This is a genomic window from Rhizobium sp. R86522 (assembly GCF_042466255.1).
GTDB lineage: Bacteria > Pseudomonadota > Alphaproteobacteria > Rhizobiales > Rhizobiaceae > Allorhizobium.
In genome coordinates, this window is sequence record NZ_JAXHBX010000001.1 from 127,703 (window position 1) to 153,612 (window position 25,910).

25 protein-coding genes are annotated in these 25,910 nt (G+C 62.1%); 8 read left to right on the forward strand and 17 right to left on the reverse strand.

Annotated features, from left to right (window positions below; all coding sequences use genetic code 11):
* Nucleotide 1: 1 nt before the first annotated feature.
* From SJY08_RS00575 to SJY08_RS00585, 3 genes are all read right to left on the reverse strand, one after another.
* Nucleotides 2-1,015, reverse strand: a complete 1,014-nt coding sequence (locus tag SJY08_RS00575) for an alpha-ketoacid dehydrogenase subunit beta (RefSeq protein WP_054147729.1) — start codon at nt 1,013-1,015, stop codon at nt 2-4.
* 1 nt (nt 1,016) lies between these two features.
* Nucleotides 1,017-2,249: a 3-methyl-2-oxobutanoate dehydrogenase (2-methylpropanoyl-transferring) subunit alpha gene (locus SJY08_RS00580; RefSeq protein WP_300887694.1), complete on the reverse strand. Its 1,233-nt coding sequence runs from the start codon at nt 2,247-2,249 to the stop codon at nt 1,017-1,019.
* A 159-nt stretch (nt 2,250-2,408) separates the two neighbouring features.
* Entirely contained in the window at nt 2,409-3,410 is a 1,002-nt protein-coding gene (locus SJY08_RS00585) for an AraC family transcriptional regulator (RefSeq protein ID WP_377274152.1), read from the reverse strand.
* A 141-nt stretch (nt 3,411-3,551) separates the two neighbouring features.
* Here SJY08_RS00585 and SJY08_RS00590 point away from each other — a divergent pair, with 141 nt between their 5' ends.
* The 4 genes from SJY08_RS00590 to mmsB are packed head-to-tail and all read left to right on the forward strand — an operon-like array spanning nt 3,552 to nt 7,611.
* Nucleotides 3,552-4,319: a 3-hydroxyacyl-CoA dehydrogenase gene (locus SJY08_RS00590; RefSeq protein WP_054147732.1), complete on the forward strand. Its 768-nt coding sequence runs from the start codon at nt 3,552-3,554 to the stop codon at nt 4,317-4,319.
* A gap of 20 nt (nt 4,320-4,339) precedes the next feature.
* Nucleotides 4,340-5,527 carry an acetyl-CoA C-acyltransferase gene (locus tag SJY08_RS00595; protein WP_377274155.1) on the forward strand — a complete coding sequence of 396 codons (1,188 nt, stop codon included), beginning with the start codon at nt 4,340-4,342 and terminating at the stop codon, nt 5,525-5,527.
* Nucleotides 5,528-5,542: 15 nt separating this feature from the next.
* Nucleotides 5,543-6,670, forward strand: coding sequence for an acyl-CoA dehydrogenase family protein (locus tag SJY08_RS00600; protein ID WP_300887698.1), 1,128 nt, complete (start codon nt 5,543-5,545; stop codon nt 6,668-6,670).
* A gap of 53 nt (nt 6,671-6,723) precedes the next feature.
* Nucleotides 6,724-7,611, forward strand: coding sequence for a 3-hydroxyisobutyrate dehydrogenase (gene mmsB, locus SJY08_RS00605; protein WP_377274157.1), 888 nt, complete (start codon nt 6,724-6,726; stop codon nt 7,609-7,611).
* 20 nt (nt 7,612-7,631) lie between these two features.
* On the opposite strand, the gene SJY08_RS00610 is transcribed toward mmsB, so the two are convergent.
* Genes SJY08_RS00610 through SJY08_RS00630 form a run of 5 tightly spaced genes read right to left on the reverse strand, consistent with a single transcriptional unit; the run spans nt 7,632 to nt 12,482 of the window.
* Nucleotides 7,632-8,246, reverse strand: coding sequence for an ABC transporter ATP-binding protein (locus SJY08_RS00610; RefSeq protein WP_377274159.1), 615 nt, complete (start codon nt 8,244-8,246; stop codon nt 7,632-7,634).
* Entirely contained in the window at nt 8,239-9,048 is an 810-nt protein-coding gene (locus SJY08_RS00615; RefSeq protein WP_377274161.1) for an ATP-binding cassette domain-containing protein, read from the reverse strand. Before SJY08_RS00615 ends, SJY08_RS00610 begins: the two co-directional genes overlap by 8 nt.
* Nucleotides 9,048-9,911: an ABC transporter permease gene (locus SJY08_RS00620; protein ID WP_377274163.1), complete on the reverse strand. Its 864-nt coding sequence runs from the start codon at nt 9,909-9,911 to the stop codon at nt 9,048-9,050. The genes SJY08_RS00615 and SJY08_RS00620 overlap by 1 nt, the downstream gene beginning before the upstream one ends.
* Nucleotides 9,908-10,912 carry an ABC transporter permease gene (locus SJY08_RS00625; RefSeq protein ID WP_300887702.1) on the reverse strand — a complete coding sequence of 335 codons (1,005 nt, stop codon included), beginning with the start codon at nt 10,910-10,912 and terminating at the stop codon, nt 9,908-9,910. Before SJY08_RS00625 ends, SJY08_RS00620 begins: the two co-directional genes overlap by 4 nt.
* Nucleotides 10,905-12,482: an ABC transporter substrate-binding protein gene (locus SJY08_RS00630; RefSeq protein ID WP_377274165.1), complete on the reverse strand. Its 1,578-nt coding sequence runs from the start codon at nt 12,480-12,482 to the stop codon at nt 10,905-10,907. Before SJY08_RS00630 ends, SJY08_RS00625 begins: the two co-directional genes overlap by 8 nt.
* A gap of 114 nt (nt 12,483-12,596) precedes the next feature.
* Here SJY08_RS00630 and nikR point away from each other — a divergent pair, with 114 nt between their 5' ends.
* Nucleotides 12,597-13,010 (forward strand): nickel-responsive transcriptional regulator NikR, encoded by a 414-nt coding sequence (nikR, locus tag SJY08_RS00635; protein ID WP_300887704.1) that lies wholly within the window; start codon nt 12,597-12,599, stop codon nt 13,008-13,010.
* Between the two features lie 52 nt (nt 13,011-13,062).
* Here nikR and SJY08_RS00640 read toward each other — a convergent pair whose 3' ends face one another.
* Nucleotides 13,063-14,211, reverse strand: coding sequence for a CaiB/BaiF CoA-transferase family protein (locus tag SJY08_RS00640; protein WP_300887705.1), 1,149 nt, complete (start codon nt 14,209-14,211; stop codon nt 13,063-13,065).
* Nucleotides 14,208-14,984 carry a citryl-CoA lyase gene (locus SJY08_RS00645; protein WP_377274168.1) on the reverse strand — a complete coding sequence of 259 codons (777 nt, stop codon included), beginning with the start codon at nt 14,982-14,984 and terminating at the stop codon, nt 14,208-14,210. Before SJY08_RS00645 ends, SJY08_RS00640 begins: the two co-directional genes overlap by 4 nt.
* Nucleotides 14,985-15,094: 110 nt before the next feature.
* Here SJY08_RS00645 and SJY08_RS00650 point away from each other — a divergent pair, with 110 nt between their 5' ends.
* From SJY08_RS00650 to SJY08_RS00660, 3 genes are all read left to right on the forward strand, one after another.
* Nucleotides 15,095-15,952, forward strand: a complete 858-nt coding sequence (locus tag SJY08_RS00650; RefSeq protein WP_076393331.1) for a dioxygenase — start codon at nt 15,095-15,097, stop codon at nt 15,950-15,952.
* 21 nt (nt 15,953-15,973) lie between these two features.
* On the forward strand, nt 15,974-16,777 hold the full coding sequence (locus tag SJY08_RS00655; RefSeq protein WP_377274171.1) for an IclR family transcriptional regulator C-terminal domain-containing protein: 804 nt from the start codon (nt 15,974-15,976) through the stop codon (nt 16,775-16,777).
* Nucleotides 16,778-16,861: 84 nt separating this feature from the next.
* Nucleotides 16,862-18,319, forward strand: coding sequence for an amidohydrolase family protein (locus tag SJY08_RS00660; RefSeq protein WP_377274173.1), 1,458 nt, complete (start codon nt 16,862-16,864; stop codon nt 18,317-18,319).
* Nucleotides 18,320-18,443: 124 nt separating this feature from the next.
* Here SJY08_RS00660 and SJY08_RS00665 read toward each other — a convergent pair whose 3' ends face one another.
* From SJY08_RS00665 to SJY08_RS00695, 7 genes are all read right to left on the reverse strand, one after another.
* Nucleotides 18,444-19,331: an intradiol ring-cleavage dioxygenase gene (locus SJY08_RS00665; RefSeq protein WP_377274175.1), complete on the reverse strand. Its 888-nt coding sequence runs from the start codon at nt 19,329-19,331 to the stop codon at nt 18,444-18,446.
* A 9-nt stretch (nt 19,332-19,340) separates the two neighbouring features.
* Nucleotides 19,341-21,095, reverse strand: coding sequence for an FAD-dependent oxidoreductase (locus tag SJY08_RS00670; RefSeq protein ID WP_377274177.1), 1,755 nt, complete (start codon nt 21,093-21,095; stop codon nt 19,341-19,343).
* Nucleotides 21,088-22,203 carry a branched-chain amino acid ABC transporter permease gene (locus tag SJY08_RS00675; RefSeq protein ID WP_377274179.1) on the reverse strand — a complete coding sequence of 372 codons (1,116 nt, stop codon included), beginning with the start codon at nt 22,201-22,203 and terminating at the stop codon, nt 21,088-21,090. The genes SJY08_RS00670 and SJY08_RS00675 overlap by 8 nt, the downstream gene beginning before the upstream one ends.
* Nucleotides 22,204-22,210: 7 nt before the next feature.
* A complete protein-coding gene (locus tag SJY08_RS00680) occupies nt 22,211-23,074 on the reverse strand; it encodes a branched-chain amino acid ABC transporter permease (RefSeq protein ID WP_102018749.1) in 864 nt (287 codons plus the stop codon).
* A complete protein-coding gene (locus SJY08_RS00685; protein ID WP_377274181.1) occupies nt 23,061-23,780 on the reverse strand; it encodes an ABC transporter ATP-binding protein in 720 nt (239 codons plus the stop codon). Before SJY08_RS00685 ends, SJY08_RS00680 begins: the two co-directional genes overlap by 14 nt.
* A 3-nt stretch (nt 23,781-23,783) precedes the next feature.
* On the reverse strand, nt 23,784-24,503 hold the full coding sequence (locus SJY08_RS00690) for an ABC transporter ATP-binding protein (RefSeq protein ID WP_153762937.1): 720 nt from the start codon (nt 24,501-24,503) through the stop codon (nt 23,784-23,786).
* Between the two features lie 70 nt (nt 24,504-24,573).
* Nucleotides 24,574-25,854: an ABC transporter substrate-binding protein gene (locus SJY08_RS00695; protein ID WP_300887713.1), complete on the reverse strand. Its 1,281-nt coding sequence runs from the start codon at nt 25,852-25,854 to the stop codon at nt 24,574-24,576.
* Between the last annotated feature and the right edge of the window lie 56 nt (nt 25,855-25,910).

Below are 25,910 nucleotides of genomic sequence, written 5' to 3' on the forward strand. Positions count from 1 at the left end.
CTCAGGCCTCCATGACGTCGATGAGCGCGCGGCCGACCCGCGCAGGTCCCGGGAAATAGTCCCATTCCTGCGCATGCGGATAGGGCGTATCCCAACCGGCCACGCGCATGACCGGCGCTTCCAGATGGTAGAAGCAATGCTCCTGCACCAGCGACACGATTTCGCCGCCGAAACCGGAGGTCAGTGTCGCCTCATGCACCACGACGCATCGGCCCGTTTTGGTGACCGACTTGACGATCGTGTCGAGATCGAGCGGCATCAGGCTTCTGAGATCGATGACTTCAGCGTCGATGCCGGTCTCCTCAGCTGCGGCCAGCGCCACATGCACCATGGTCCCGTAGGTGATCACGGTAACGGCGGAACCCTCGCGGCGGATATCCGCCTTGCCGATCGGGATGGTGTAATAGCCTTCCGGCACCTCGCCCAGTTCATGGCGGGACCAGGGCGTCACGGGCCGGTCGTGATGGCCGTCGAAGGGGCCGTTATAGAGGCGCTTGGGCTCCAGAAAGATGACCGGATCCGGATCCGCAATCGCAGCGGTCAGCAGGCCCTTGGCGTCATAGGGATTGGACGGGACAACCACTTTCAGGCCGCAGACATGGGTGAACAGTGCTTCCGGGCTCTGGCTGTGGGTCTGTCCGCCGAAAATGCCGCCGCCGGTTGGCATGCGCACCACGATCGGGCAGGTAAAGTCGCCATTCGACCGATAGCGGATGCGGGCCGCCTCCTGGGTCAGCTGGTCATAGGCGGGATACATGTAGTCTGCGAACTGGATCTCGACGCAGGGCTTCAGGCCATAGGCCGCCATGCCGATTGCGGCTCCCACGATGCCGGATTCGTTGATCGGCGTGTCGAAGCAGCGGGTCTTTCCATATTTTGCCTGCAGACCTTGGGTGCAGCGGAACACACCGCCGAAATAACCGACGTCCTCACCAAACACGACCACGTCGTCGTCGCGCTCCATGGAGACGTCCATGGCGCTGCGGACCGCTTCGATCATCGTCATTCTGGCCATGTCAGTATCCTGCCTTCTGACGCTGGCGGCGCAGGTGCGGCGGCATTTCGGCATAGACACCTTCGAAGATGTCCCGCACCGAAGGTTTGCCGCCGGCATGCAGCGTGCCGTTTTCCTCGGCCTTTCGCTGGGCCGTGATCACCTCGTCCAGGATCTCGGCTTCGGCCTGCACATGCCGTTCCTCCGACCATGCGCCTCTGTTGATCAGGTGTTTCTTCAGCCGCAGCACCGGATCCCCGAGAGGCCAGGCTTCGGATTCCGTTTTCGGGCGGTAAGCGCCCGGATCGTCGGATGTGGAATGCGCGCCGACCCGATATGTTACGTATTCGACAAGCGTCGGGCCGAGATTACGCCTGGCCCTCTCGGCGGCCCAGCATGCGACCGCATAGACAGCCAGATAGTCGTTCCCATCGACCCTGAGCGCCGGAATGCCAAAGCCCAGCCCACGGGCAGCAAAAGTGCCTGAACCGCCGCGGGCAATGCCCTGAAAAGTGGAGATCGCCCACTGATTGTTGACGACATTGAGGACCACGGGCGCCCGGTAGGTCGAGGCGAAAACCAGAGCCGAGTGAAAATCCGATTCGGCTGTCGAACCGTCGCCGATCCAGGCTGCGGCAATGCGGCTGTCATTCTTGATCGCCGATGCCATGGCCCAGCCGACGGCCTGGACATACTGGGTGGCGAGATTGCCGGAAATGGTGAAGAAGCCATGCTCCTTCGAGGAATACATGATCGGCAATTGCCGCCCGCGCAGGGGATCGGCCTCGTTCGAGAAGATCTGGTTCATCATCTCGACCATGGGATAGTCGTCGGCGATCAGAAGTCCGGCCTGCCGATAGGTCGGGAAGTTCATATCGCCTTTTTTGAGCGCCTTGCGAAAGGCGCAGCTGACGGCTTCCTCACCCAGATGCTGCATGTAGAAGGAGGTCTTGCCCTGGCGCTGTGCCATCAGCATCCGGGCGTCGAAGGCTCGGAGCGTCATCATATGGCGCAGGCCGGTTCGCAATTCGTCGTCCGTCAGCAGGCCTGCCCAAGGGCCGACGGCCTCGCCATCGCGGTTCAAAACCCGGATGATCGAATAGGCCAGGTCACGGATATCTTCGGCCGCCGCATCGACCGGAGGCCTCGGCACCGATCCGGCCTTGGCAATCTTGACGTTGGAAAAATCGGGCTGGCCGCCCGGCCGAACGGCAGGTTCGGGGACATGCAGGCTCAGATGCGCAGGTTGCACCATCAGTCTCCTCCCGTGAAACCTGCTCCTCTCCCCAGGAGCAGATCAATCGAAGCGAATGGTAAGCGTCTTGTGAGTGGCAAGCCATGACAAAACTGCGTCCAATTCTTTGGCCAGTTTTGCCATATGTCTTATGGGACAGCAGATGCCGGCTTTTGCCGTCTAAAGAGATCTGGAATTCTTGCGGAAAGCCTCGGGGCTCACACCCATCCATTTCTTGAAGGCCCGATAGAAGGCGCTCGGTTCCGAATACCCCAGGCGGGCGGCAATATCGCTAACGGTATCATGGGTGTTCATCAGCATGTCCCTGGCAAGATCACGGCGAATGTCGTCCTTGATGCTGGCATAGCTTTGTCCTTCGTCATGCAGGCGGTGGCGCAGCGTCGAAGATGACATGCGCATATCGCGGGCCAGATCTGAAAAGCTGCCCCAATCCGCAGGCCCCTTCTGGTTCAGTCGGCGCCTGACGGCGGCAGCCGTGCCGGCGTCATAGCGATAGCGGATCAGGATATTGGCCGGCGCTCCCCGGAGGAATTGCCGCAATGCCTGCTCGTTGCGCGCGATCGGCAAGGCCAGCATGGAGGCATCGAAGCCGAGGCGGCTCACCGGTTGCGAGAAGCGAATGGGAGCGCCGAAGAAAAGCCGGTGTTCGGCGCTCAGTTTCGGTTCGCTGCAGCGAAAATCCACAAGGCGGATCGGAATACGTCTGCCCACCAGCCAGCAGGTCAATCCATGCAGGATGATCCAGTAGCTGCGATAGGCGAAGGCGGAGCGGGGTTTTCCAGTTTCGCAAAGCTCGATCACTGCGGTGCCGTCGCGAACCTCAAGCCGACCTGTCGGTTCCCCCAGGACGACATTCAGAAAACGCAAGGCCCGCCGCAGGGCTCGCTCCAGCGTTGGCGCATGCAGCACGCAATGGCACAGGAGCGTGAAGCTGCCGCGTGGCATCGTTCGTTCGCCGAGACCGAAACACTCGTCATTCAGCTCCTCGGCAATTGCGAGCCAGAGGCGCCCGAATGTTTGTGTCGAGACCGGTTGGTCGACGACAGGCGGAAGACCGAGCCGGGACAGAAGCGGCTCTGTGGGCCTGCCTGCGCGTCTGAGGCTGTCGAGTGCCTCCTCGACGAAACCCGTCGAGATCATATGTCGTTCGGTCTCAGCCATGGTCCTCGTTCGACCTCAAACACGTCAGTGGCAAAAGTGGCCTCAAGAATGGATCAATTTCGTCATCGGTTGCAACTGTGAAACGCAGTAGAGTTTGCGCCATCGGCAGCTTCAGGCGAGGACTGAAGGGGAGGAGGGTCGATGCGCATCGAGAATGGCTGTTTCATCGTGACCGGCGGTTGCTCCGGACTTGGCGCGGCGACGGTGCGCATGATCAGCGAGGCGGGCGGTCGTGTCTTGATTGCCGATCGTGATCGCGATCGGGGGCCATCGCTTGCGCGGGAGATCGGCGACAACGTTGCTTTTCTTGAAACAGACGTGACGCGTGCGCAGGATGGCGCTGCGGCAATCGAGGCTGCGACGAAAGCTTTCGGCAATGTGCGGGGATTGATCAATTGCGCCGGTGTGGCGCCTGCGGAGAAGGTTGTCGGCCGCGACGGGCCGCATGGGCTGGAGAGCTTCGAACGCACGATCGGGATCAACCTTGTCGGCACCTTCAACATGGTCCGGCTCGCCGCTGCCGCGATCCAGACGAACGAACCCGATGCGGAGGGTGAACGTGGCGTCATTATCAATACTGCTTCCGTGGCCGCCTTTGACGGCCAGGTCGGCCAGGCCGCCTACGCAGCGTCCAAAGGCGGGATCGCCGCCATGACCCTGCCGATCGCCCGTGAACTCGCACGGTTCGGCATTCGCGTCATGGCGATTGCGCCGGGTGTGTTCGAAACGCCGATGATGGCGGGCATGCCGGAGCAGGTGCGCGAAGGTCTCGCGTCCAGCGTGCCCTTTCCGCCCCGCCTCGGCAGGCCGGTCGAATTCGCAGCCCTCGCCCGCCATATCATTGAAAACACGATGCTCAACGGGGAGGTCATCCGCCTCGATGGAGCCATCCGCATGGGCGCGCGCTGATCGCTGCTGAAGGAGAAGAGATGGGAGTTCAGGATCCAATCGTCATTGTCGGTTCTGCCCGAACCCCGATCGGGGGCTTTCAGGGCGAGCTGATGGAGATGACCGCAGCCGCGCTAGGCGCTGCCGCCATCCGGGCGGCGCTCGACCGCAGCGGGCTTCCAGCCGAGGCCGTCGAAGAGATCCTGTTCGGCTGTGTCCTGCCGGCAGGCCAGGGCCAGGCGCCTGCAAGACAGGCCGCGATCGGTGCCGGTCTGCCTTTCTCGGCGGGGGCTACGACCGTCAACAAGATGTGCGGTTCGGGCATGAAGGCCGCCATGCTCGCCCATGACTTGCTCGTCGCCGGGAGCGCCTCTGTCGCGGTTGCCGGCGGCATGGAGAGCATGACCAATGCGCCCTATCTGCTGGATCGTGCCCGCTCTGGCTATCGGCTCGGACATGGGCGAGTGCTCGATCACATGTTTCTCGACGGGCTCGAGGATGCCTATGACAAGGGCCGGCTGATGGGCACCTTCGCGGAGGATTGCGCCGAGGCCTACCAGTTTACGCGCGAGGCACAGGACGCCTATGCCGTCGCCTCGCTCACGCGGGCAACAAAGGCTATCGCCGATGGCGGCTTCGATCGCGAAGTCGTGCCGGTTGTCGTCAAATCCGGCAAGGCTGAACAGGAGATCAGCCGCGACGAGCAGCCAGGCAAGGCAAAGCCGGAGAAGATCCCGACGCTGAAGCCCGCCTTCCGCGACGGCGGTACGGTGACGGCTGCCAATTCCAGCTCGATCTCCGATGGTGCGGCTGCACTCGTCCTGATGCGACGCTCGGAAGCGGAGCGGCGCGGGCTTGACCCCCTTGCCACGATCCTCGGGCATGCCACGCATGCGCAGGCGCCCAGCCTGTTTGCCACCGCGCCGATCGGTGCCCTGCAGAAGCTCTCCGATCGCATCGGCCTACCGCTATCAGAGGTCGACCTGTTCGAGATCAATGAGGCCTTTGCTGTCGTCGCCATGGCCGCGATGCGCGACCTCGATCTGCCGCATGACAAGGTCAATATTCACGGCGGTGCCTGCGCGCTGGGCCATCCGATCGGCGCCTCGGGCGCGCGGATCCTGGTGACGCTGATCGCCGCACTCGAACGGTACGATCTGAAACGCGGCATGGCGGCTCTCTGCATTGGCGGTGGCGAAGCCACGGCGATTGCCATTGAGCGGGCGTGATTGGAGGAAGACGGGATGGTTCTTTCGGAGCTTCAACAGCAGATCCTCGAGATGACGCGCAGCTTTGCCCGCGAGCGGCTTGCCCCTGGCGCTGCCGACCGTGACCGCCAGCACCGTTTCCCACGCGAGGAACTGACCGAAATGGGTGAGCTTGGGCTGCTTGGCATGCTTGTGCCGGAAGCCTATGGGGGCTCGGACACCGGTGTGCTCGCCTATGCGATCGCGGTCGAGGAAATTGCCGCGGGCGACGGCGCCTGCTCGACGATCATGAGCGTCCACAGCTCGGTGGGTTGTGTGCCGATCCTGAAATTCGGCACGGAAGAGCAGCGGCAGCGCTTCCTGCCGAAACTGGCTTCGGGAGAATGGATCGGCGGCTTTGCCCTGACCGAGCCACAGGCCGGATCGGATGCCTCCAACCTCAAAACCCGCGCACGGCGCGAGGGTGATCACTACGTCATCGACGGTGCCAAGCAGTTCATCACCTCGGGCAAGAATGGCCATGTCATCATCGTGTTTGCCGTGACTGATCCCAGTGCGGCCAAGAACGGGATCACGGCCTTTATCGTGCCGACGGATACACCGGGCTACGAGGTCCTGCGCGTCGAGGAGAAGCTCGGTCTCAACGCGTCAGACACCTGCCAGATTGCCTTCAACGGGATGAAAATTCCCGTCGAGAACAGGCTCGGCGAGGAAGGGGAAGGTTATCGTATTGCGCTTTCCAATCTGGAAGGTGGGCGCATCGGGATTGCGGCCCAATCGGTCGGCATGGCACAGGCGGCCTTCGAGGCTGCGCGTGATTATGCCGGTGAGCGAAAGGCTTTCGGCAAAGCAATCGCCGAGCATCAGGCGGTTGCCTTCCGCCTCGCCGATATGGCGACACAGATCGAGGCCGCACGACAGCTCTTCTGGCATGCAGCTTCGCTGCGCGAGGCCGGCATTCCCTGCATTTCGCAAGCCTCGATGGCCAAACTCTTCGCGTCCGAGATGGTCGAGCGCGTCTGTTCGGATGCGATCCAGATCCATGGTGGCTATGGCTATATGCGGGATTATCCGGTTGAGCGGATCTACCGGGATGCGCGCATCTGCCAGATCTACGAAGGGACCAGCGACGTTCAGCGCATGGTGATTGCGCGAAACCTGTAGGATGCCACATTGGGAGCGCTCGGGGACGGACGTGAAAACAGGGAGGAAATGCTATGCTTGAGACGATAGCCTTCATTGGTCTTGGCAATATGGGTGGGCCGATGGCTGCCAATCTCGTCAAGGCGGGGTATCCGGTCCGGGGCTTCGATCTTTCTGAAACAGCGAAGCTCGCCGCGAGAGAAAGCGGCATCACGCTCTGCAATACAGCGGCAGAAACCCTGAGTGGCGCTACGATCGTCATCACCATGCTGCCTGCCGGTCATCATGTCCTGTCGGTCTGGAGCGAGCTCGTCAGGGCTGTCGAACAGGGGACGCTGATGATCGACTGCTCGACGATCGATGTGGACAGCGCCCGCAAATGCCATGCGCTTGCCAACGAGGCCGGCTGCCTGTCGCTCGATGCGCCGGTCTCCGGCGGAACGGCCGGGGCGAGTGCCGCCACGCTGACCTTCATGGTTGGCGGGGAGGCGGATGCTTTGCACCGGGGCCGCGCCATCCTGGAAGCCATGGGACGACGGGTCGTCCATTGCGGTTCGGCCGGCGCCGGTCAGGCTGCCAAGATCTGTAACAATATGATCCTCGGGATCACCATGGCGGGGGTCTGTGAGGCCTTCGTACTCGGTGAAAAGCTCGGGCTGTCGCATCAGGCCCTGTTCGACGTGGCTTCTACATCATCGGGCCAGTGCTGGGCAATCAGCACGAACTGCCCGGTTCCGGGTCCCGTTCCGACATCGCCGGCAAACCGGGACTACAAGCCGGGCTTTGCCGCCGCCCTGATGCTCAAGGACATGCGGTTGTCGCAGGAAGCGGCAAAATCGACCGGTGCGGCTACGGCTCTCGGCGCGCATGCGACTGAGCTTTACGAGCTCTTCGACCAGCTCGGGCATGGCGGCGAAGATTTTTCGTCGATCATCAACACCATCAGAGAGAGGTCTCCCTGAAGAACAAGTTGCGGAGGCCCTCAAGCGACCAGCGGCATCAAGCCACCAGTACAGAGCTTAAGCTGCCGTGAACTCACGCGCTTCAGCAAGGCGGCATCATGGCTGATGGCAAGGATGCCGAGGCCCTGGCGGCGACGCTCCATGAGGAAGGACCAGATTTCCACCTGGGTGATCGGATCAAGCATGGCGGATAGTTCGTCGGCGACCAGGAAGCGGGTGTCGGGGCCAAGCGCCCTCGCCAGCACAACCCGTTGCAGCTCGCCGCCCGACATTTCATGCGGGTAGCGATCAAACCAGGTCCGCGACACGCCGATGGCATCCAGCGTCTGATCATTCGGCTGCCAGGCTTCCGAGATGATCCGGCCCAGCCGCCAGCGTGGATTGACGGCGAAGATTGAGGATTGGTGGATGTGTTGAACCCCTTGGTAGCCGGGGGCAGGGGGGGTGCCATCAAGCAGAACCTCTCCCTTCTGCGGCTTCAGATAGCCCGCAACGATGCGGCCGAGCGTCGATTTGCCAGTGCCGGAGGGGCCGGAAAGGCCCAGAATCTCGCCCGGCTTCAGCGTCAGCGACACCCCATCAAGGATGGGCTTTGCTTTGCCAAAGCCGAAGTCGACATCTCTTACCTCAAGCACGCGCAGCCTCCCGCACAAGCGGTGCGGCCGTGAACTGGTTTCCCGGCATGGCCAGCCACAGCGCCCGTGCATAAGGCAGCGTCAGTTTTTGGCCCTCATCGGAAAACGCATTCGCCGGCTCGGTGCCCAGCAATCTGCCCTGTTCCAGGATCGCGACCCGGTTGGCATGGGAGACCGCGGTGACGAGATCATGGGTAATCAGAAGCACGGCCTTGCCGCTATCGGCAAGGCGGCGCAGATGGCGCAGGACGTTTTTCGCAGCGTCAGGATCGAGCCCGCTTGTCGGCTCGTCGGCGACGATCAGATCCGGCTCTCCAATCGTGGCGATGGCGAGAAGCAGGCGGCGCGCCATGCCGCCCGAGACCTGATGCGGATAAAGCCGCATGACCTCGGCGCCAAGGCCGAAGCTCTCAAGGGTGGTCACGAGGTCTGCCATCGTTTTCGTTTTGCCGCTGCGTTTTGCGGCCCACAGCAATTGTTTGCCACAGCGGGCCAGCGGGTCGAGATGGCTGAGCGATTGCGGAACCAGCGCCATGCGAGGGCCTTCGCCTTTACCGCCATTCGCCGCTTCAACCTGCTCCCCGTTCAGCGATATGTTGCCGCGCACCACAGCATTTTCCGGCAGAATGCCGAACAGGGCATGGGCAAGCAGGCTCTTTCCAGCGCCCGAGGCTCCCACCAGAGCCAGAATCTCGCCGCGATCCACCTTCAGGTCGATGTCGTCGAGCGCCGGCACTTCGCAGCGATGGATGAGGCCGTCATAGCGCAGGAAGCCGATGGAGAGAGATTCGACTGAAAGCATCACATCTGCTCCTGCCGGGGATCGGTGAGCAGCCGGAGCCCGTTGCCGATGGCATCGAAACTCAAGACCACGAGTAGCAGTGCCAGCCCCGGAAACAGACCGAGCCACCATTTGCCGGCGGAGAGGTAGCGCATGGAATCCGACAGCAAAACGCCGATTGCGGGGTTGGACGGTTCAAGCCCAAAGCCGATGAAGGTCAGACCCGCCTCATGCAGGATGGCATGGGGGAACAGAAGCACGAGGCCGACGAGCAGCTGCGGCACGAGATGCGGCAGAAAGTGATGCCGGCCGATGTAAAACCAGGATTTGCCGAAGTGCCGCGATGCCTGCACGAACTCGGCCTGGCGCAGTTGCAGCAGTTCCGCCCTCAGAATGCGGGTGAGCCGCGGCCAATGGGTGACGGCAACCGCAATGATCACTGCCGTTGTGCCGCCGCCAAGGTCGAAGGAGATGAGGATCAAAAGCACGAAATGCGGCAGTCCCATCGCAGCATCGATCAGGAAGGACACGGCTTCATCGGCGAGGCGCCCGCCAGTTATCGCCACAAGTGCAAGCAGCATGGCGATGACGACCGAGCCTGAAGCCGCAATCAGGCCGACCCAGAAGCTCAAGGCGAGGCCATGCAGCGTGCGGGCGAACATGTCGCGTCCGAGCTGATCGGTACCGGCTAGATGGGACAATGATGGTTCGAGCAGGCGCGTCGAAAAATCGGCATCAATGCCGTAGCGCCCGTAGAGATGGGTGGAGACGAGAACGCCAACCAACGCGAGCGCTGCTACGGTTGCGACCGCGAGCGTTCGTATCCTGTGTCCGTCTGGCGCACGGTCTGGGGCGGAGGGCGGGAGATCGAGTATGGCACTCATGCGATGCGCACTCCCGACGCCATGCGCGGATCGACAAGCCGGTAGAGAAGATCGGCAATCGAGTTGCCGAGGAAGACGACAAAGGTCAGCGCCAGTGTGATCGCAAGCAGCAGGGGCACATCGCCACGGATGCCGGCTTCCACGGTCGCTTTGCCGAGCCCCGGATAGGAAAACACCTGTTCGGCCAGCACCGAGCCACCGAAGAGTTCGCCGAGCGAGGCAAAGAGAACGGTGACCGCCGGGAGCGCTGCATTGCGTGCGCCATGACGCAAGGCAATGTCCATGCGCGAGGCGCCTTGCGCCTTGGCATAGAGTGCATAATCGGACTGCATGATCTCGATCATCTTGGCGCGTGTGTGCAGCGCGATCTGGGCAATGCCGAGCACGCTCAGTGCCATCAGCGGCAGGGCAAGATGCCGGGCGCGATCAGCCAAGGTCACGTCCTCAGGCAGAACCCCGATCGGCGTGGCGCAGCAGATGGGCGCCCAGTTGAGCCCGACTGCAAAGACGACAAGCAGCATGATCGCCAGCCAGAAGGTGGGCGTCGAAGCGAGCACATAGGAATAGAGCCGGATCACCCTGTCCGCCCAGGAACCGGCAAAGGCACCGGCGATCACGCCGAGGGCGAAGCCGAGCACGCCGGAGAGGAGCCAGGCAAGCCCCATCAGGGGAAGCGACGCCTTGAACCTCGAGACGAGGACGTCGGCGACCGGCGCGTTATAGGTCATGGAATAACCGAGGTCGCCGGCCATCAGATTCTTCGTCCAGCGAAAGAACTGTGTGGTCGCTGGCTGGTCGAGCCCCCATTTTTCGGCAATCAGGGCGCGCTGCTCGGGCCCGACACGCGCGATGTCGGCCCCGAGATAAGCATTGATCGGATCGACAGGTGAATTCTTCATCAGCGCAAAGGCGACGATCGCGACCGTCAAGAGGACGAGCACAAGCCGGAGCGCCTTTGCGGCGATCAACCCGACCCAGCCCAATTGGCCCGCCTTACTCACACGTCCATTTCCAGTTCTGGATCATCGCGGTGATCGGCCATCCATGGCCATGCGGTTCGATCTGGGTGGCGCCAATCTCCAGGCATTCGTTCACGTAGTAGATGTGATCGAGGTTGACGAGCCAAGCCCATGCGGCGTCGCCCTTGGCACCGAACCCAGTCGTCCCGTCCCACTCGGCTTGTCGCCAGTATGGGAAGGATGCTTCCAGGCTTTCCGCACTCTGCGCTGCGGCAAGATGCCGATCGACGGCGGGGTTTGCATAGAAGCCGGCGTTAAAGAATTCCACGCCGCCAAGGCTCGACTGGTAGAGATTGTAGACCTCGAGCGGCGAATGGCTGCCCCAGCCAAACATCACCGGCTCGGAATGCATGATGCGGTCGATTTCGTCCCAGCTCTTGCCGGTAGCCGTCGCTTCGATGCCGAGGCCCTTCAATTGTGCCGACACGGTTTCAGCCAGCATGCGTCGTGTGGAATCCGAAGCGGGGTAATTGATTGGGAAGGCTGCCCGGAGGCCATCTTTCACACGGATGCCGTCGTTGCCGAGCGTCCAGCCAGCGCTCTCCAGCTCGGTTTTGGCCTGCTCGAGATCGAAGCTTACCGCTGCGTCCGGATTGGACCAGGCGAGCCCGTCGGCCGGGCCCGCTGCCGGGCTCCCGTGACCGAGCAGGGCGACGTCTACCAACTGATTTCGATCGATCCCGAGATTGACGGCACGGCGGATGGCAGGGTCGGCGGTAACATCATTGCCGAGTTTCTTGCCCTCGCCGACGACCTTGCCCTCGTCTTTCACCATCGGGAAGACGATGCCTCTGTTGTCGACGGACCGGGTAACGATCTGCTTGAAGCCCTGTGGCGGCGTATCGGCGGCCGTCGCGGGCACGGAGACCATGTCCACCTGCCCGGCCTGTGCTGCCGCGAGACTCGTATCTTCTTCGGTAAACAGGAAGGTGATCCGCTCGAATGGCCCGGTCTCGCCATAATAGTTCGGGTTCTTCTCGACGATCAGCTGCTGGCCTTCGGTCCAGGAGACAAGCTTGTAGGGACCAGATCCGATCGGATTTCGCGCGTAGCCCTCGCCATAGCCGTCCGAGGGTACGATGCCGAGCGCATAGAGGTTCTCGGTGAAGGTGATCCAGGGCTTCTTCAGCTTGATCTCGACAGTCTGATCGTCAATGACGCGGGCGGCCTCTAGCGCGGTCAAGTCAGCGGCGCTGCCGATCTTGGCCGCCTCGTTGAAGGTGAAGGCGACGTCTTCGGCGGTGAGCGGCGAACCATCGGAGAATTTTGTGTCCGGCCTGAGCTTGATGGTCCACGTCAGTCGATCATCGGAGAGCGACCATTCCGTCGCCAGATCGGGACGGGTCTTCAAATCTGCATCGCGTGTCAGGAGGGTCGATTGAAAAAGCGGATGACCATAACGTCCCCAGCCCGTCAGAGGGTCGTAACCTCCTTCGGGTTCGCCGCCGATGGCGAGCACCAGTTGCGATTTCGGCGTGGCAAGGGCGGTGCCTGACAAGACGGCGGCAGCGAAAGCAGTCGAAACTGCAAGCCGCAGAATTGCCTTGGTCATGAAAATTCCCCTATACCCAATCAGACGATGCCGGGCGCATCCACGAAACAACCGGACCATAATCCTGGGAAAGTATGATGTCTATATCAAAACATCATACGATCGGAGTTTGATATGCAGCGTGTGACAATCACCCTCGATGACGACCTGATGCAGGAGCTTGATGCGCTGATTGAGACACGCGGAGATCAGAACCGGTCAGAGGCGATCCGTGATCTCGTGAGAACGGGTCTGAAGGAAGCCACCCGAAATGCGAAGGGTGATGAACCCTGCATCGGCGTGCTGAGCTATGTCTACGATCACGCGGCCCGCGACCTTGCAAGGCGGCTGACAAACAGCTTCCATCATCATCACGACCTGACGATCGCGAGCCTGCATGTGCATCTCGATACCGAGAATTGCCTCGAAGTCGGCATCCTGAAGGGGTCGATGAACGAGGTGCAGCATTTTTCCGACCATATCACTGCAGAGCGATCGGTGCGCCACGGAAGTGTCCAGATCATACCGCTACAGGGCGGCGAAGTCTGACAGGTCGATTGGTCGTCCATCCTTCGTCCCAGCCTCATGGCTCCGACAGGTCTCACCGAGACTGGTTTGACGCCTTCATGACCTCGGCTCTGATTTCCGCCCCATGCTCGTCCAGTCGCGGTGGAGGCGAGACGGCAAATTCCGGCTCGCCGTCAAAGCTGTAAGGCGGCCGGACCGTCGTGAAGTCTCCCATCTCGGCGTTTGGAACGGTCACGGCAATTTGCAGATGCCGTGCCTGTGGGTCTTCAAGCGCCTCGTCGCTATCGTAGGCCGGCGCATAGGGTACTTCGTTCGTTTCCAGCAATTCGCACCATTCGTCACGCGGCTTGCTTCGAAACACCGGAGCGAGAATGTCGATCAGCTCATCCTGATGCCGGATGCGATCCAGGCGCTCGTGGAAGCGGGGATCGTCTGCCAGGTGGCGCTGCTGGGTCGCATCGAGCAGACCTTCCCAGAACTTCTGTGGCGAGGAGAGATGGAAGGCGATCCATTTCCGGTCCGCGCATTCGAAGGTATAGGACTGGCTGACCACCGGTCGCGACAAGGGCCCCATGACCTCTCCGGCGCTGTAGTAGTGGGTGAAACTGTCGAGATTGAAGTGGCTCATGGCCTCCAGCATCGAGATATCCAGCCTGCGGCCCGTGCCTGTCTTTCCGCGCTCGATCAGGGCTGCGAGGATGCCGGTTGCCGCATAGTGTCCCGTCACCGCATCGGCCAGAGCCGGGCCGATGACACGGGGGCGGTCGGGTGGTGTCACGAGACGCAGAAAGCCGCTGGCCGCCTGTGCCACGGTGTCATATGCCGGTCTGTCCCGCGCCGGACCTGAGGTTCCGAAGCCTGAAATCGCGCAGTAGACGAGCCACGGATTGATTGCTCTCAGGTCGGTTTCGCCCGCGCCGAGCTTTTCGGCGACACCTGGCCTGAAGTTCTGGATGAAGACGTCTGCCGAAGCGATCAGGGCGTGAAAGACATCGAGATCCTCGGGGTTTCGTGTGTCGAGGGCAATGGAGCGCTTGTTGCGATTGTAGGTCTGGAAATGCGGCGAGTAGAGCCCGCCCTTGAAGGCGCGGAAGGGATCGCCCTCTCCGGGGCGCTCGACCTTGATGACGTCGGCACCGAGGTCGGCCAGTTGCATCGCTGCGGCAGGCCCCGTGATGTAGGTCCCCATCTCGATGACCCGAATGGATTGAAGCGGCTTCATTCGGATGTCTCTCCGTCATACGAAATGGCTAAATCCGCGTGGTGGGACAGGATGAAGCCTATCGGGCGTTCGCTTTCCTCATAGAGATGGGCGGCAAGGCCTGCTGCCCGGGCAATGAGGGGGATGGCCTTGAGGGCAGCGAGCGGCCATCCGGCATCGAGCATCACGGCGGGGATGGCGCCTGAGACATTGATCGGCAAGGGCCGGTTCATGATGCCGGGGGCAAGCTTGCCCAACAGTCTTAAGGTTGCGATATGCTGCCCGGAGATCTGCAGTTCATCGGCGACCGCCAGCAGACGGTCTGCGCGGGGATCTCCGCCTGCGTGCTGGGGGTGACCAAGCCCCGGAACCTTCCGGCGCTCTTTCAGGAAAACGTCAAGCGAATTGCGGACCGCCGCCTCGTTTCCGCCAGCGGCGACCAGTTCGGCCAGATATCGTCCCGCGACCTCCGATGAGCCTGCAACGACGGTGCCCATGCCGAGAAGACCGGCAGCCATCGCGCCTTGCCAGGCCTCGGGGGCTGCTGCAAGCGTCATGCGGGCCGCCTGCACCGACGGAACCAGTCCGTGCTCGGCAATCGCGACCAGACAGGCATTGAGGGCCGTGGACTGTCGCTTGTCCGGTCGTTTGCCGCAGACCAGCAGCCAGAAGTAATCGGTGAAATCGATCTTGCCGATCAGGTCATCACACAGATCATGGCCTCTGACAGTGATGGATGTCGCATCCGATGTGGCGATCGCGGTGAAAGCTTGGTCCTGCTTGCCAATTCTCATTCAAAGTTCCTTTTCGCATAGCGAAAATAAATTCACTTGCCGAATAATAGAACCTGTTCTAGCTTTGCGTCAACCCGGCGGGAGACGGGTCAGTCGAGTGGAGGATGTCGATGGCTCAGATCAATCAGTTCACGATCACCGAGGCGGTGAAGGAAAGTTTCCAGACCGAGGAGGGCAGTCGTTTCAAGTTCCTCCTGGAGACGTTCATCGATCACCTCCACGACTATACGCGTGAAGTGAACATGACCCATGACGAGTGGATGGGCATGCTGATGTTCCTCTATGATTGCGGGAAGATCTCCACCCCGGAGCGGCACGAGTTCATTCTGCTGTCCGACGTCGTGGGCCTGTCCGCCCTGGTCGACATGATCAACACCCGCGGTGGGGCGACCGAAGGCTCCAATCTCGGCCCATTCTACCTCGATGATGCACCGGAACTCGAATTGGGCGGCGATCTCGCCCGGGGGCGTGACGGCACAACGCTGCTGGTGCATGGCATCGTGCGTGACTCTCTTGGCAATCCGCTTCCGGGCGCGATCGTCGATACCTGGCAGGCGGATGGCAGCGGCACCTATCCGATCCAGGAGCATGGGCAGGACAAATACGACTTGCGTGGCAAGATCACCGCGGACGGCGAAGGCCGCTACTACTACACCACGGTCCTGCCGAAGCCCTATACCGTGCCTTATGACGGTCCGGTCGGACGGCTGCTTCGTGCCGGCAACCGGCATGCCTGGCGGGCAGCGCATCTGCACTTCATCATACGTGCCGAAAAAATGCGGGCGATCACGACGGAACTGTTCTTCGAGAATACGGAATACATCGACAATGATGCGGTTTTCGGAGTGCGAAAATCGTTGATCGCCAAACTGGAACCTGTCAAGAAATCCGAGGAATTCCCGTTTGCCCTCGAGAAGCGTCCGGACGCGAAGTGCAGGTTCGATTTCGTGCTTGCGCCCGAGGGCTGAACTTTGCTGGACAGGGTGGACATGGTTGAGGATCCGAAGCGATCGGCGGAGTTCGTTGAAGCGCTGGCAAAGGGGATCGCCGTCATCGAATGTTTCGATGCAGCGCATCCCGACATGACCCTGAGCGAGATCGCGCGGCGCGTCGGTCTTTCACCGGCTGCTGCCCGCCGAAGTCTGATCACGCTGTCGGCGCTCGGTTACGTCGGCTCGGCGGGCAAGCGCTTTTTCCTGAAGCCAAAGGTTATGACGCTCGGCTCCGGCTTCTACTTTGCCGCCCGCATCGATGAGATCCTGTTGCCGGAACTTAGGCAGATCGTCGAAACCCATGGTGACGCGGCCTCCATCGCCATGCTCGATGGGCACGACGTCATCTATATCGCGCACCATTCCACCCAGCGCGCGAGAAGGGCTACGGCCGTGGTCGGCGCGCGCTATCCCGCTCACGCAACCTCGCTGGGGCGCGTTTTGTTGGCGGGCCTGCCGAAGACCGAGCTCGAGCGCTACTTCGCGAGGGTGGAGCCGAAGGCGCTCACTTCACGCACCGTCACTGACAAGAATGCCCTGCGTGCGCTGATCGACGAAGCCGGGGAGCGCGGATATGCGACGACTGTCGATCAGCTCGATTACGGTATCACGGCTCTCGCGGTGCCGATCCGCAATGCAGAAGGCAGGGTCACGGCAGCGGTCAATTCCTCCGGCTATTCGGGGCTTGTCAGCCCGGAACAGATGGTGACGGATCGGCTGGGTGATCTTCGGGTTGCTGCCGGCCGGATCAGCGCGGCTGCGGCCCGAACGCCAGCGCTATCGGCAGCACTGAACGGATAAGGGAGCCGAAGGGCCTGCGCAGTCTTTGCGCGCTCTGATTAGTTCGCGAATTAAATTTCGTATTGCGAAAAATGGGAGGTGGGCATGTGTAAATTCTGTGATGTGAGACTGAGATCCCCTGCAGATGCCGGCGGTGGATCCGTTCCGCAGCTTGGTCGCTCCAGCGCGACGCAGCCGCTGCCGGCCGGACTGGGCCAGCCCGGTCGCAAAACCCTGATCAGGGGCGGCGCCGTCTTGTCCATGGATCCGACCGTCGGCAATTACACCATCGGTGATGTGTTGATCGAGGGGGCGAAGATCCTCGCCGTCGGCGCCCACCTGGACTTTGCCGATGCGGCGGTCATCGATGCCAGCGGCATGATCGTCATGCCGGGTTTCATCGACACCCATCACCATCAGTTCGAGACCGCTCTGCGCAGTCTCTTGTCCGATGCCATTCTGGTGAATGACGGGCGTCCGGAAAGCACCGCCAATTATTATGAGTGGATGCTGCAGAAGTTTTCGGTCCTCTATCGCCCGGAGGATGTCTACATCTCCGAACTCTTCGGCGGCATTTCCCAGATCGATGCCGGTGTGACGACCGTGATGGACGTGAGCCAGATCCATCACTCGCCGGAGCATTCGGATTCCGCGATAGCTGCCCTCAGGGATGCCGGCCGCCGCGCCGTCTTCGGCTATTTCGAAGGCTGGGGCGATCTTGCCAAGTATCCGGGCGACGCTCGCCGGATCAGGGCCGAACATTTCTCCAGCGATGATCAATTGCTGACCATGGTGATGGGCGGGGAGATCTACCTGCCTTTCCATGAAGAGGCGTGGGCGACGGGTCGCGAGCTCGGTCTGCCGATCGCGCTGCATGTTGTCGGAACCTTCGGCATGCAGCCGACATTCGACGGCCTGGCCATGGCCGGCAAGTTCGGCCCGGACAATATCTTCATCCATATGACCGGCATGAGCGACATGGCCTGGCAGCGGGCGGCGGATGCTGGCGCGCATATTTCGCTCTCCGTGCCGATCGAGATGCAGATGCGCCACGGTGAACCGCCGCTTCAGAAAGCCCTCGACCTCGGTCTGCAGCCATCGCTTTCCACCGATGTCGAATGCACGATGACCGCAGACATGTTCACGCAGATGCGCTCGACGATCACCCTCCAGCGGATGATCGCCAATGAGAAGGCGCTGCGCGGCGACGACTATCCCAAATTGCTCTCGGCCATGGATGTGATCCGGTTCGCGACCATCGAAGGCGCGCGGGGCCTGAAGCTTGAGCACAAGACGGGAAGTCTCACGCCGGGGAAGGATGCCGATATCATTCTGCTCGATGCAACCGCGCTCAATGTGGCGCCCTTGAACCATGTGCCGGGTGCCGTAGTCACGCTGATGGAGCGCAGCAATGTCTCGACGGTTTTCTGTGCGGGGCAGGTCAAGAAGTGGCAGGGAAGCCTGATCGGCCACGATATCGCGAAGCTGCGGCGGGAGCTGGAGGCGAGCCGCGACTATCTGTTCGAGAAGGCGGGCGTGGAGCAGGATCTGTTTCGCCAGTAGCGCGAAACCTGGCGCAAAAAGAAGCTGACGGGCGCATTCCATACGGATGGGCCCGCCAGCTGTGCGGAAAAGAAGATGCGACCCGGAGCTCAGCTGCGGGTCCAAGGGCTCGATTGAGCCGCAGTCAGGCTTGGTTCTTTTGCACCAGCACGAAGTCGTGCTTCACTTCCCAGAATTCCTCGCTGAAACCGTATTCGGCGGCACGCTGCGGATCCCTGCGGCGGTCGAATTTCGCCAGCAGGCTTTCCTTGACGCCGAAGACGGCATCCGAATGGATGTATTGATCATCCGGATCGAAGATGTGGGTTACAAGCGTCTCGTAGCCCTCGGCCTTGATGATGTAGTGCAGATGCGCCGGGCGATAGGGATGGCGGCCGAGCTTGCCGAGCAGCTGGCCGACCGGGCCGTCGTCGGGGATCGGATAGAATTTGGGCTTTACCGCCCGGAACCAGTAATGACCGTCCGACACTGTGCGGAAGACGCCGCGCAGGTTGAAGTCGGGCTGGATACCCTTCTGCTGCACATCGTAGAAGCCCTCGTCATTGGCCTGCCAGACGTCGATCACGGCATTTGCAATCGGCTTGCCCTCGGTGTCGAGGATGCGGCCTTCGATCACCATGTCCTCGCCCTTGGCATCCAGGCAGATATTGGCACCCATCGGTAGTTCGGGGGCGTCTGCCACGTGGAAGGGGCCCAGCACTGTGCTTTCCGAGGCGCCAGAGGGTTTGCGGTTGTTGACCGCATCGACCAGCATTGAGACGCCGAGCACGTCGGACAGCAGGATGAACTCCTGGCGCCACTCGTTGCACATCTGACCGGTGCGGGTGAGGAAGAGGATCGCCTCCATCCACTCGTCCTGGGTCGGCTCCAGTTCTTTCACGGCCTCATGCAGCTTGCGGGTGATGACCTCCATCACCTTTTTCAGCCGCTCGTCCCTGGCCTTGGCGTTGCGGCCGGTCACGACCTCGACGGAGGTCTCCTCAGTGAAATAGCCCTTTTCGTGCGCCTGCATGGTCTTGCCTCACCGGTCCAGAATGGTTTTCAGGACGCGCCGCAGCTCGCCTTCGGGGTCTTTGATGGCTGCTTCCGCGCGCCATGCAACGTGATGATCGGGGCGAACGAGGAGCGCGCCGGAATCGCGGATTTCGCGGGCGCGGGCCCAATCGCCGGAAAAGTCCTGCCAGGTCTGGCGAGGACCGATCTTGTGAACCGTGATCGGCAGGCCGAATTCTTTGGACAGGGACTTTGCGGCCGCCACCCATCCATCGCCGCCGATGCCGGTCAAAACGGTGAAGACGCCATGGCCAGTCAGGTCGAGGCTCGAGACCTTTTCGCCTTCCGGGCCGAACAGCCAGACATGCGGCAGGCGGGCGCCGGGCCAGCTTGTCGGCTGGTGATGCAGCTCGGCATCCTTTTCGAAGGCCGGTTCCGGCTGGCCATCGGTGACGATGGCGCCCGACTTGTAGCGCTGGTTCATCTCCACGCCGTGCGCGTCGAATTCATAGACCTTGTGCGCAATCGCTTGGCGGATGGCCTCACGCTGCTTTTCCGCATCCGCCGTGTTGTCGCAGCGGGCGTCCATGTTTTCCTGCATCTTCACCGGGTCGACGGAGTCAAGCATGCCGAGCGCCTTGAAGATCGGACCGAATTCCTCGATCGACTTGTTGGCGCGGGTGACGATCTGTTTGGCAACCGGGGCGCGTTCGGCCTGGTAGCTGTCGAGCAGGCCCATGCCGGCCTGCCCGCGGATGACGGCGGCGAGCTTCCAGGCGAGGTTGAAGGCATCCTGGATCGAGGTGTTGGATCCCAGGCCGTTGGACGGCGGATGGCGGTGGGTGGCGTCACCCATGCAGAAGACGCGACCGTTCGACATCGTGGTCGCGTACATGTTGTTGACTGTCCAGGTGGAAACCGACTTGATTTTCGGCTGCAGGTCCTGAACGCCGACGAGATCGCGCACGACCTTGGTGGCAAAAGCATCATCGACAGCGGGTGCCGGCTGGTTGATATCGTAGCCCCAGACGATCAGCCACTCGTTCCATGGACGGACCATGCGCACGAGACCCATGCCGATGCCGCCGACATCGGCGCCCGGCTGCAGCACCCAGTAGAGTACCGAGGGGCGGTGGGCGACATAGCGCGAGAGGTCGCATTCGAAGAGGATGTTCATCGAGCCGGCGACGCCCATCTTGCCTTCGAAGGAGAGGCCGGCATGTTCGGCGACCTTGGAGTTGCCGCCGTCGGCGCCGACCAGGAACTTCGAGCGGATCGTGATGTCCTTGCCCGTCAGCCGGTCGCGGCAGGTGGTGGTCACGCCGTCTGCATCCTGCACATGGCTCAGATATTCCGTCGACATGCGTGACTGCGCACCGCGCGAACAGGCGGTCTTGAAGAGCAGCGGCTCCATATAGGTCTGCGGCAGGTCATTCATCCTGCCGGGCGAGGACAGGAGATGTTCGGCGCGGGAGAGCGGATGGTTGCCCCAACTCTGCATTCGGCCGATCTCTTCGCCGGCGACCGCCGTGCAGAAGACGTTCTGGCCCATCAGGTCCTGTTCTGTCGCGAACATATAGGCTTCGTCCTCAACGTCGCGGCCAAGATCGCGCAGAACCTCCATGGTGCGCTGGTTGGTGATGTGGGCGCGCGGCGTGTTGGCGAGCCAGCGGTAACGGTTGATGACCATGGGCTCAAGGCCGTAGCTCGCGAGCAAGGCGGCGGTTGCCGAGCCGGCCGGCCCGGTGCCGATGATCAGGACGTCGGTTGTGATGTCAGCCATGTGGCCCTCCCTTTTTCGTTTGTTCAAGCGATCCACCCCTCAAGGTGCGGCGGACCGGAAAGAGTTCGATGCCGGTGCGGTCGGTGATCAGGCCCCAGATCCCGCGCGGTGCAAACAGCATGGTGACGATGGCGAGCGCCCCGAGCAGCAGCAGGTACCATGACCCATAGCTCGACAGCGCATTCTGCATCAGGAAGAAGATGATCACGCCGAGGATCGGCCCTTCGATGGTGCCGATGCCGCCGATCACCACGATGAAGATCACATAGGCCGTCCAGTCGGTGAGCGAGAAGGCAGCATCCGGCGAGATGCGAGCCTTCTGCAGATAGATGAGTGCGCCGACGACGCCGGTGATGAAGGCGGTGGAGAGGTAGATCACGAGCTTCAGCTTCTGGGCGTCCACCCCGAGTGCCCGGGCGGCCGTCTCATTGTCGCGCACGGCGGCGAGCCCTAAGCCCTGCTTGGAGCGCAGCAGGCGGTAGACGAACCAGATGGTCAAAACGAGCACGATCAGCGCCAGCCAGAAGGCGATGGCGTCGGCGGCTGCTGCGGTGCGCATGCCGAACATGTCTTCCAGGAAGGCGACACCGAACATTTCGCGCGTCGCGTCGCGCGGCAATGAGGTGCCGGTGCCGCCGCCAAGCGCCTTCCACTGGGCAAAGAGCAGGCGGCCGACTTCGGCAATGACCCAGGTGCCGATGGCGAAATAGGGGCCATAGAGGCGGAAGGAGAAGAAGGCTGTCGGGATTGAGACGAGGACGGCGAAGAGGCCGGCAAGCGGGATGGCCAGGATCGGATCGACACCGAGAAGGATGACGAAGCCGAAGAGCGCATAGGCGCCACAGCCGACGAAAAGCTGCTGGCCGACGGAGATCAGGCCGGCATAGCCCGCCAGAAGGTTCCAGCTCTGGGCGAGCGCCAGCATGGTCAGGATGAAGAAGAGGTCCTGCACCGCGCCGCGCGAGACGACGAAGGGGGCTGCCGCGAGCAGCAGCACGAAGAGGATGGCTGCGATTGAGAACAGCGTGGAGAGACGCGTGCGGGTTTCGACCCGCCAGGATGGCGTCTGTCGCATGACGTTCGACAGGGTTTCTCTGTTGGCGTTCATCGTCACCTCAATCGACAGCGCGGGGGAAGAGGCCCCGCGGACGGAACAGCAGGACGAGCAGGAAGGCGATATGGCCCGAGAGGATCTGCCATTCGGGATTTATGGCGGCTCCCAGCGTTTGGGCGACGCCTAAGATAATGCCGCCGGCCAGCGTGCCCCAGAGCGAGCCGAGCCCGCCGATGATGACGGCTTCGAAGGCGTAGATCAGACGTGCCGGCCCGGCTGTCGGGTCGAAATTGGCGCGGGTGCCGAGATAAAGAGCGGCGATCGTGACGATCACCATGGCGAGCCCGGTTGCGATGGCGAAGATCTGGTTCGGACGGATGCCCATCAGGCCGGCCGTTACCACATCGTCGGAGGTCGCACGGAAGGCGCGCCCGAGAGCTGTCTTGTAGATCAGCTGGTTGAGGCCGACGATCACCAGGATCGCGGAGGCGAAGGTTAGCAACGGCATGACGCCGGCATTGATACCGCCGAGCGAGAGCGATGCCTGTTCCAGTGCGCCTGCGGGGATGCGCTGGCTGTCGGCGGTGAAGGCTTCGAGAAGGCCGTTCTGGATGACGATCGACAGGCCGAAGGTGACGAGCAGCGGCGGCAGGATATCCTTGCCCAGTGTCCGGTTGAGCAAGTGATATTGCAGCAGGTAGCCGATCCCGAACATCAGCGGTCCCGCGATCAGGGCCGCGACGAATGGATTGAGGCCGAGTGTCGAGACGAGCAGCAGGATCAGGAAGGCAGAGAAGACAATCAGATCGCCATGGGCGAGATTGACCAGCCGCATGATGCCGAAGACGAGCGACAGGCCTGCGGCGAAGAGGGCATAGAGCCCGCCGAGCAGGATGCCCTGGAGAATGGTATCAAGCCAGTTCATGGGTTTCCGCTCCGAAATAGGCTGCGTGGATATCGGCGCGGTCGAGGTCTGCGGGGCGCCCCTCGAGGGTGACCCGACCTTCCATCATACAATAGACGCGGTCTGCGACCTTGAGCGCCTGGGCGATGTCCTGCTCGACGATGACGATGGCCGCACCCGTTTCGCGGATGCGCGGGAAGGCCGCATAGATGTCCTTGATGACGACGGGGGCGAGGCCCAGGCTGAGTTCGTCACAGAGCAGCACTTCCGGATTGGACATCAGCGCGCGGCCGATCGCGACCATCTGCTGCTGCCCGCCGGAGAGAGCCGTCGAGGGATTGCGGCGCCGTTCTTTCAGGATCGGGAAGAGCTCATAGACGGTTTCGAGCGACCAAGGCCCATCGACCTTGCGGCCGTGGCGACCAACGAGCAGGTTCTCCTCGACCGTCAGCGATGGGAAAAGCCGACGCCCTTCCGGCACTAACGCGATGCCGCGGGCCATGACCTCGGGGGCGGCAAGCGCGCCGATCGGTTCGTTCTTGTGGCGGATCGTATCTGGTTGGTTGCGCAGGACGCCCGCAATGGATCGCATCAGCGTCGATTTGCCCGCGCCATTTGCGCCGATCACGGCGATCGTCTCGCCGGGATTGAGGACGAGATCGACACCGAACAGGGCCTGGAAGTCGCCGTAGAAGGCGGTGAGGTTCTTCGTTTCGATGAGGCTCATGCTTCAGACCTCCATGCCCAGATAGATTTCGCGCACCTCGCGCGAATTCATGATGGTCTGCGGATCGCCATGGCCGATCATCCGCCCGAAGTTGAGGACGAGGATTTTTTCCGCCACCGCGTTTAAGGCATGCAGAACGTGCTCGATCCAGATGATCGCCATGCCGCGCTGGTGAACGCGCTTGATGGTGGCGACGAGCTGCCGGCACTCGCCTTCGGTCAGCCCGCCGGCGATTTCGTCGAGCAGCAGAAGCTTGGGCCTGGTGGCAAGGGCCCGGGCGAGTTCCAGCCGCTTGCGCTCGAGCAGCGTCAGGCTGCCCGCTGGGCGGTTCGCCTTTGCGATCAGGCCGGTCTCGACGAGGATCTCGGCGCAGAATTCCGCGACCTCGGCTTCGCCGCTTTCACTGCCGAAGGCGCCAGCGACGATCAGGTTTTCGAAGACCGTCAGTCGCTCGAAGGGCTGAGGGATCTGGAAGGTGCGGCCCATGCCGGCGAAACAGCGCTGCATCGGTGGGACATTGGTCACGTCGCGACCATCGAAATGAACAGTGCCCTTGGCGACGGAGAGGTTACCGGTGATCAGGTTGAACAGCGTCGACTTGCCGGCGCCGTTCGGTCCGATGATGCCCAGCGCTTCGCCGGGTTCGACGGAAAAGCCGATATCCTCGGCGACCACCAGGGCCCCGAAGGATTTCGACACACCATTCAATTCCAGGATCGGCATGGACACTCCTCCGTCAGGCTTGCGGCGCCCCGACAAGCACGGGACACCGCAGCCTCATGCTTCACAGGGTTCAGCTCAGCGCTTCCATTTTGCCGCCAACGGGGATGTTCGGTGCCTGGCCGTTCTCGACGACAACGAGGTCGTAACCGCCGCCGGTTTTCAGCCGCCACTGCCCACCGACGAGCGGGGTCTTGGCGACATTCTTCTGGGCGAATGGCGGCAGGTTGGCGTTGTTCCAGGCGATCGGGCCGACCAGCGTGTCCAGCTTGGTTTCGCCGATAGCCTTGGCTACCGCATCGCCATCCGTCACGTCTTCCGCCCGCTTCATGACATCGACCGCCAGTTCGAAGAGCGCATGGGCAAAGCCGATCGGCTGTGTCCAGGGGCGGCCCGTCGATGCCGTGAAGGCGGCAGCTACATCGGCAGCCGTCTCGCCTGTCAGCGAGGACTTGAAGGGATGAGACGGCGTCCACCAGACCTCGGTTGAAAGGTTGTGGCCGGCATCGCCCAGGGCTTCCACGGTCTGCGGGAAAAGCAGCGCCTTGCCGATCGAGGCGATCTTGGGTTTAAGGCCCTGCTGCTTGGCCTGATTCCAGAAGGTGGTGAGGTCAGGCGGGATCATCACGCCGGTCAGGATCTCCGTCTCGGCCTGCTTGAAGGCGTTGATCTGGGCGGAGAAATCGTCCGTCAGATTCTGATAGCGACCGGTGTCGGTCAGGCCATAGCCGAGCGTCTCCAGCACCGGCGGGAAGCCAACGACCTTGTCGCCCCAGGCATTGCCGTCGCCGTCGTTCGGGAAGAGGCCAGCCACCTTCTTGTTGGTCTCGATCTGGCCCCACATGCCGGTGAAGACGGCAATGATGTCCTCCAGGCCCCAGAAGAAGTGGTAGGCGTAGTTGAACGGCTTCCAGCTTGTGGGGTCGCCGGGATTGCCCTGCTGGCCGATGAACCAGGGCTGCCAGGGCGCGACCGTCGACAGGCAGGGGATCTGCTCGGCTTCGCAGGTGGTGGACACCGGATTGGTGGTTTCCGGCGTCGAGGAGACGAGCATCAGGTTGATCTCGTCGTCGACGATCAGTTCCTTGGCGACTTCGGCTGCACGGTTCGGATTGGACTGGCTGTCCTTGACGATGACTTCGTAGTTCAGGCCCATCTTCTTCGTCGTAGCGAGGAAGCTGTCGATGACGAACTTGTCGGCCTCACCGAAGCCCGCGAGCGGGCCCGTCTGCGGGCTGACATAGCCGAGCTTCACCGCTGCTGACTGCGCAATCGCCGGGGCGGCAAGACCCGAGGTCGCCAGCACGGCGCCGCCGGCTGCCGTCGTCTGCAGGAATTTGCGTCTCGTATACATGTTTCCTCCCATCATCGTCTCTCCTCCCAAAGAGTGCGCAGCGCGCGAGATGTCGT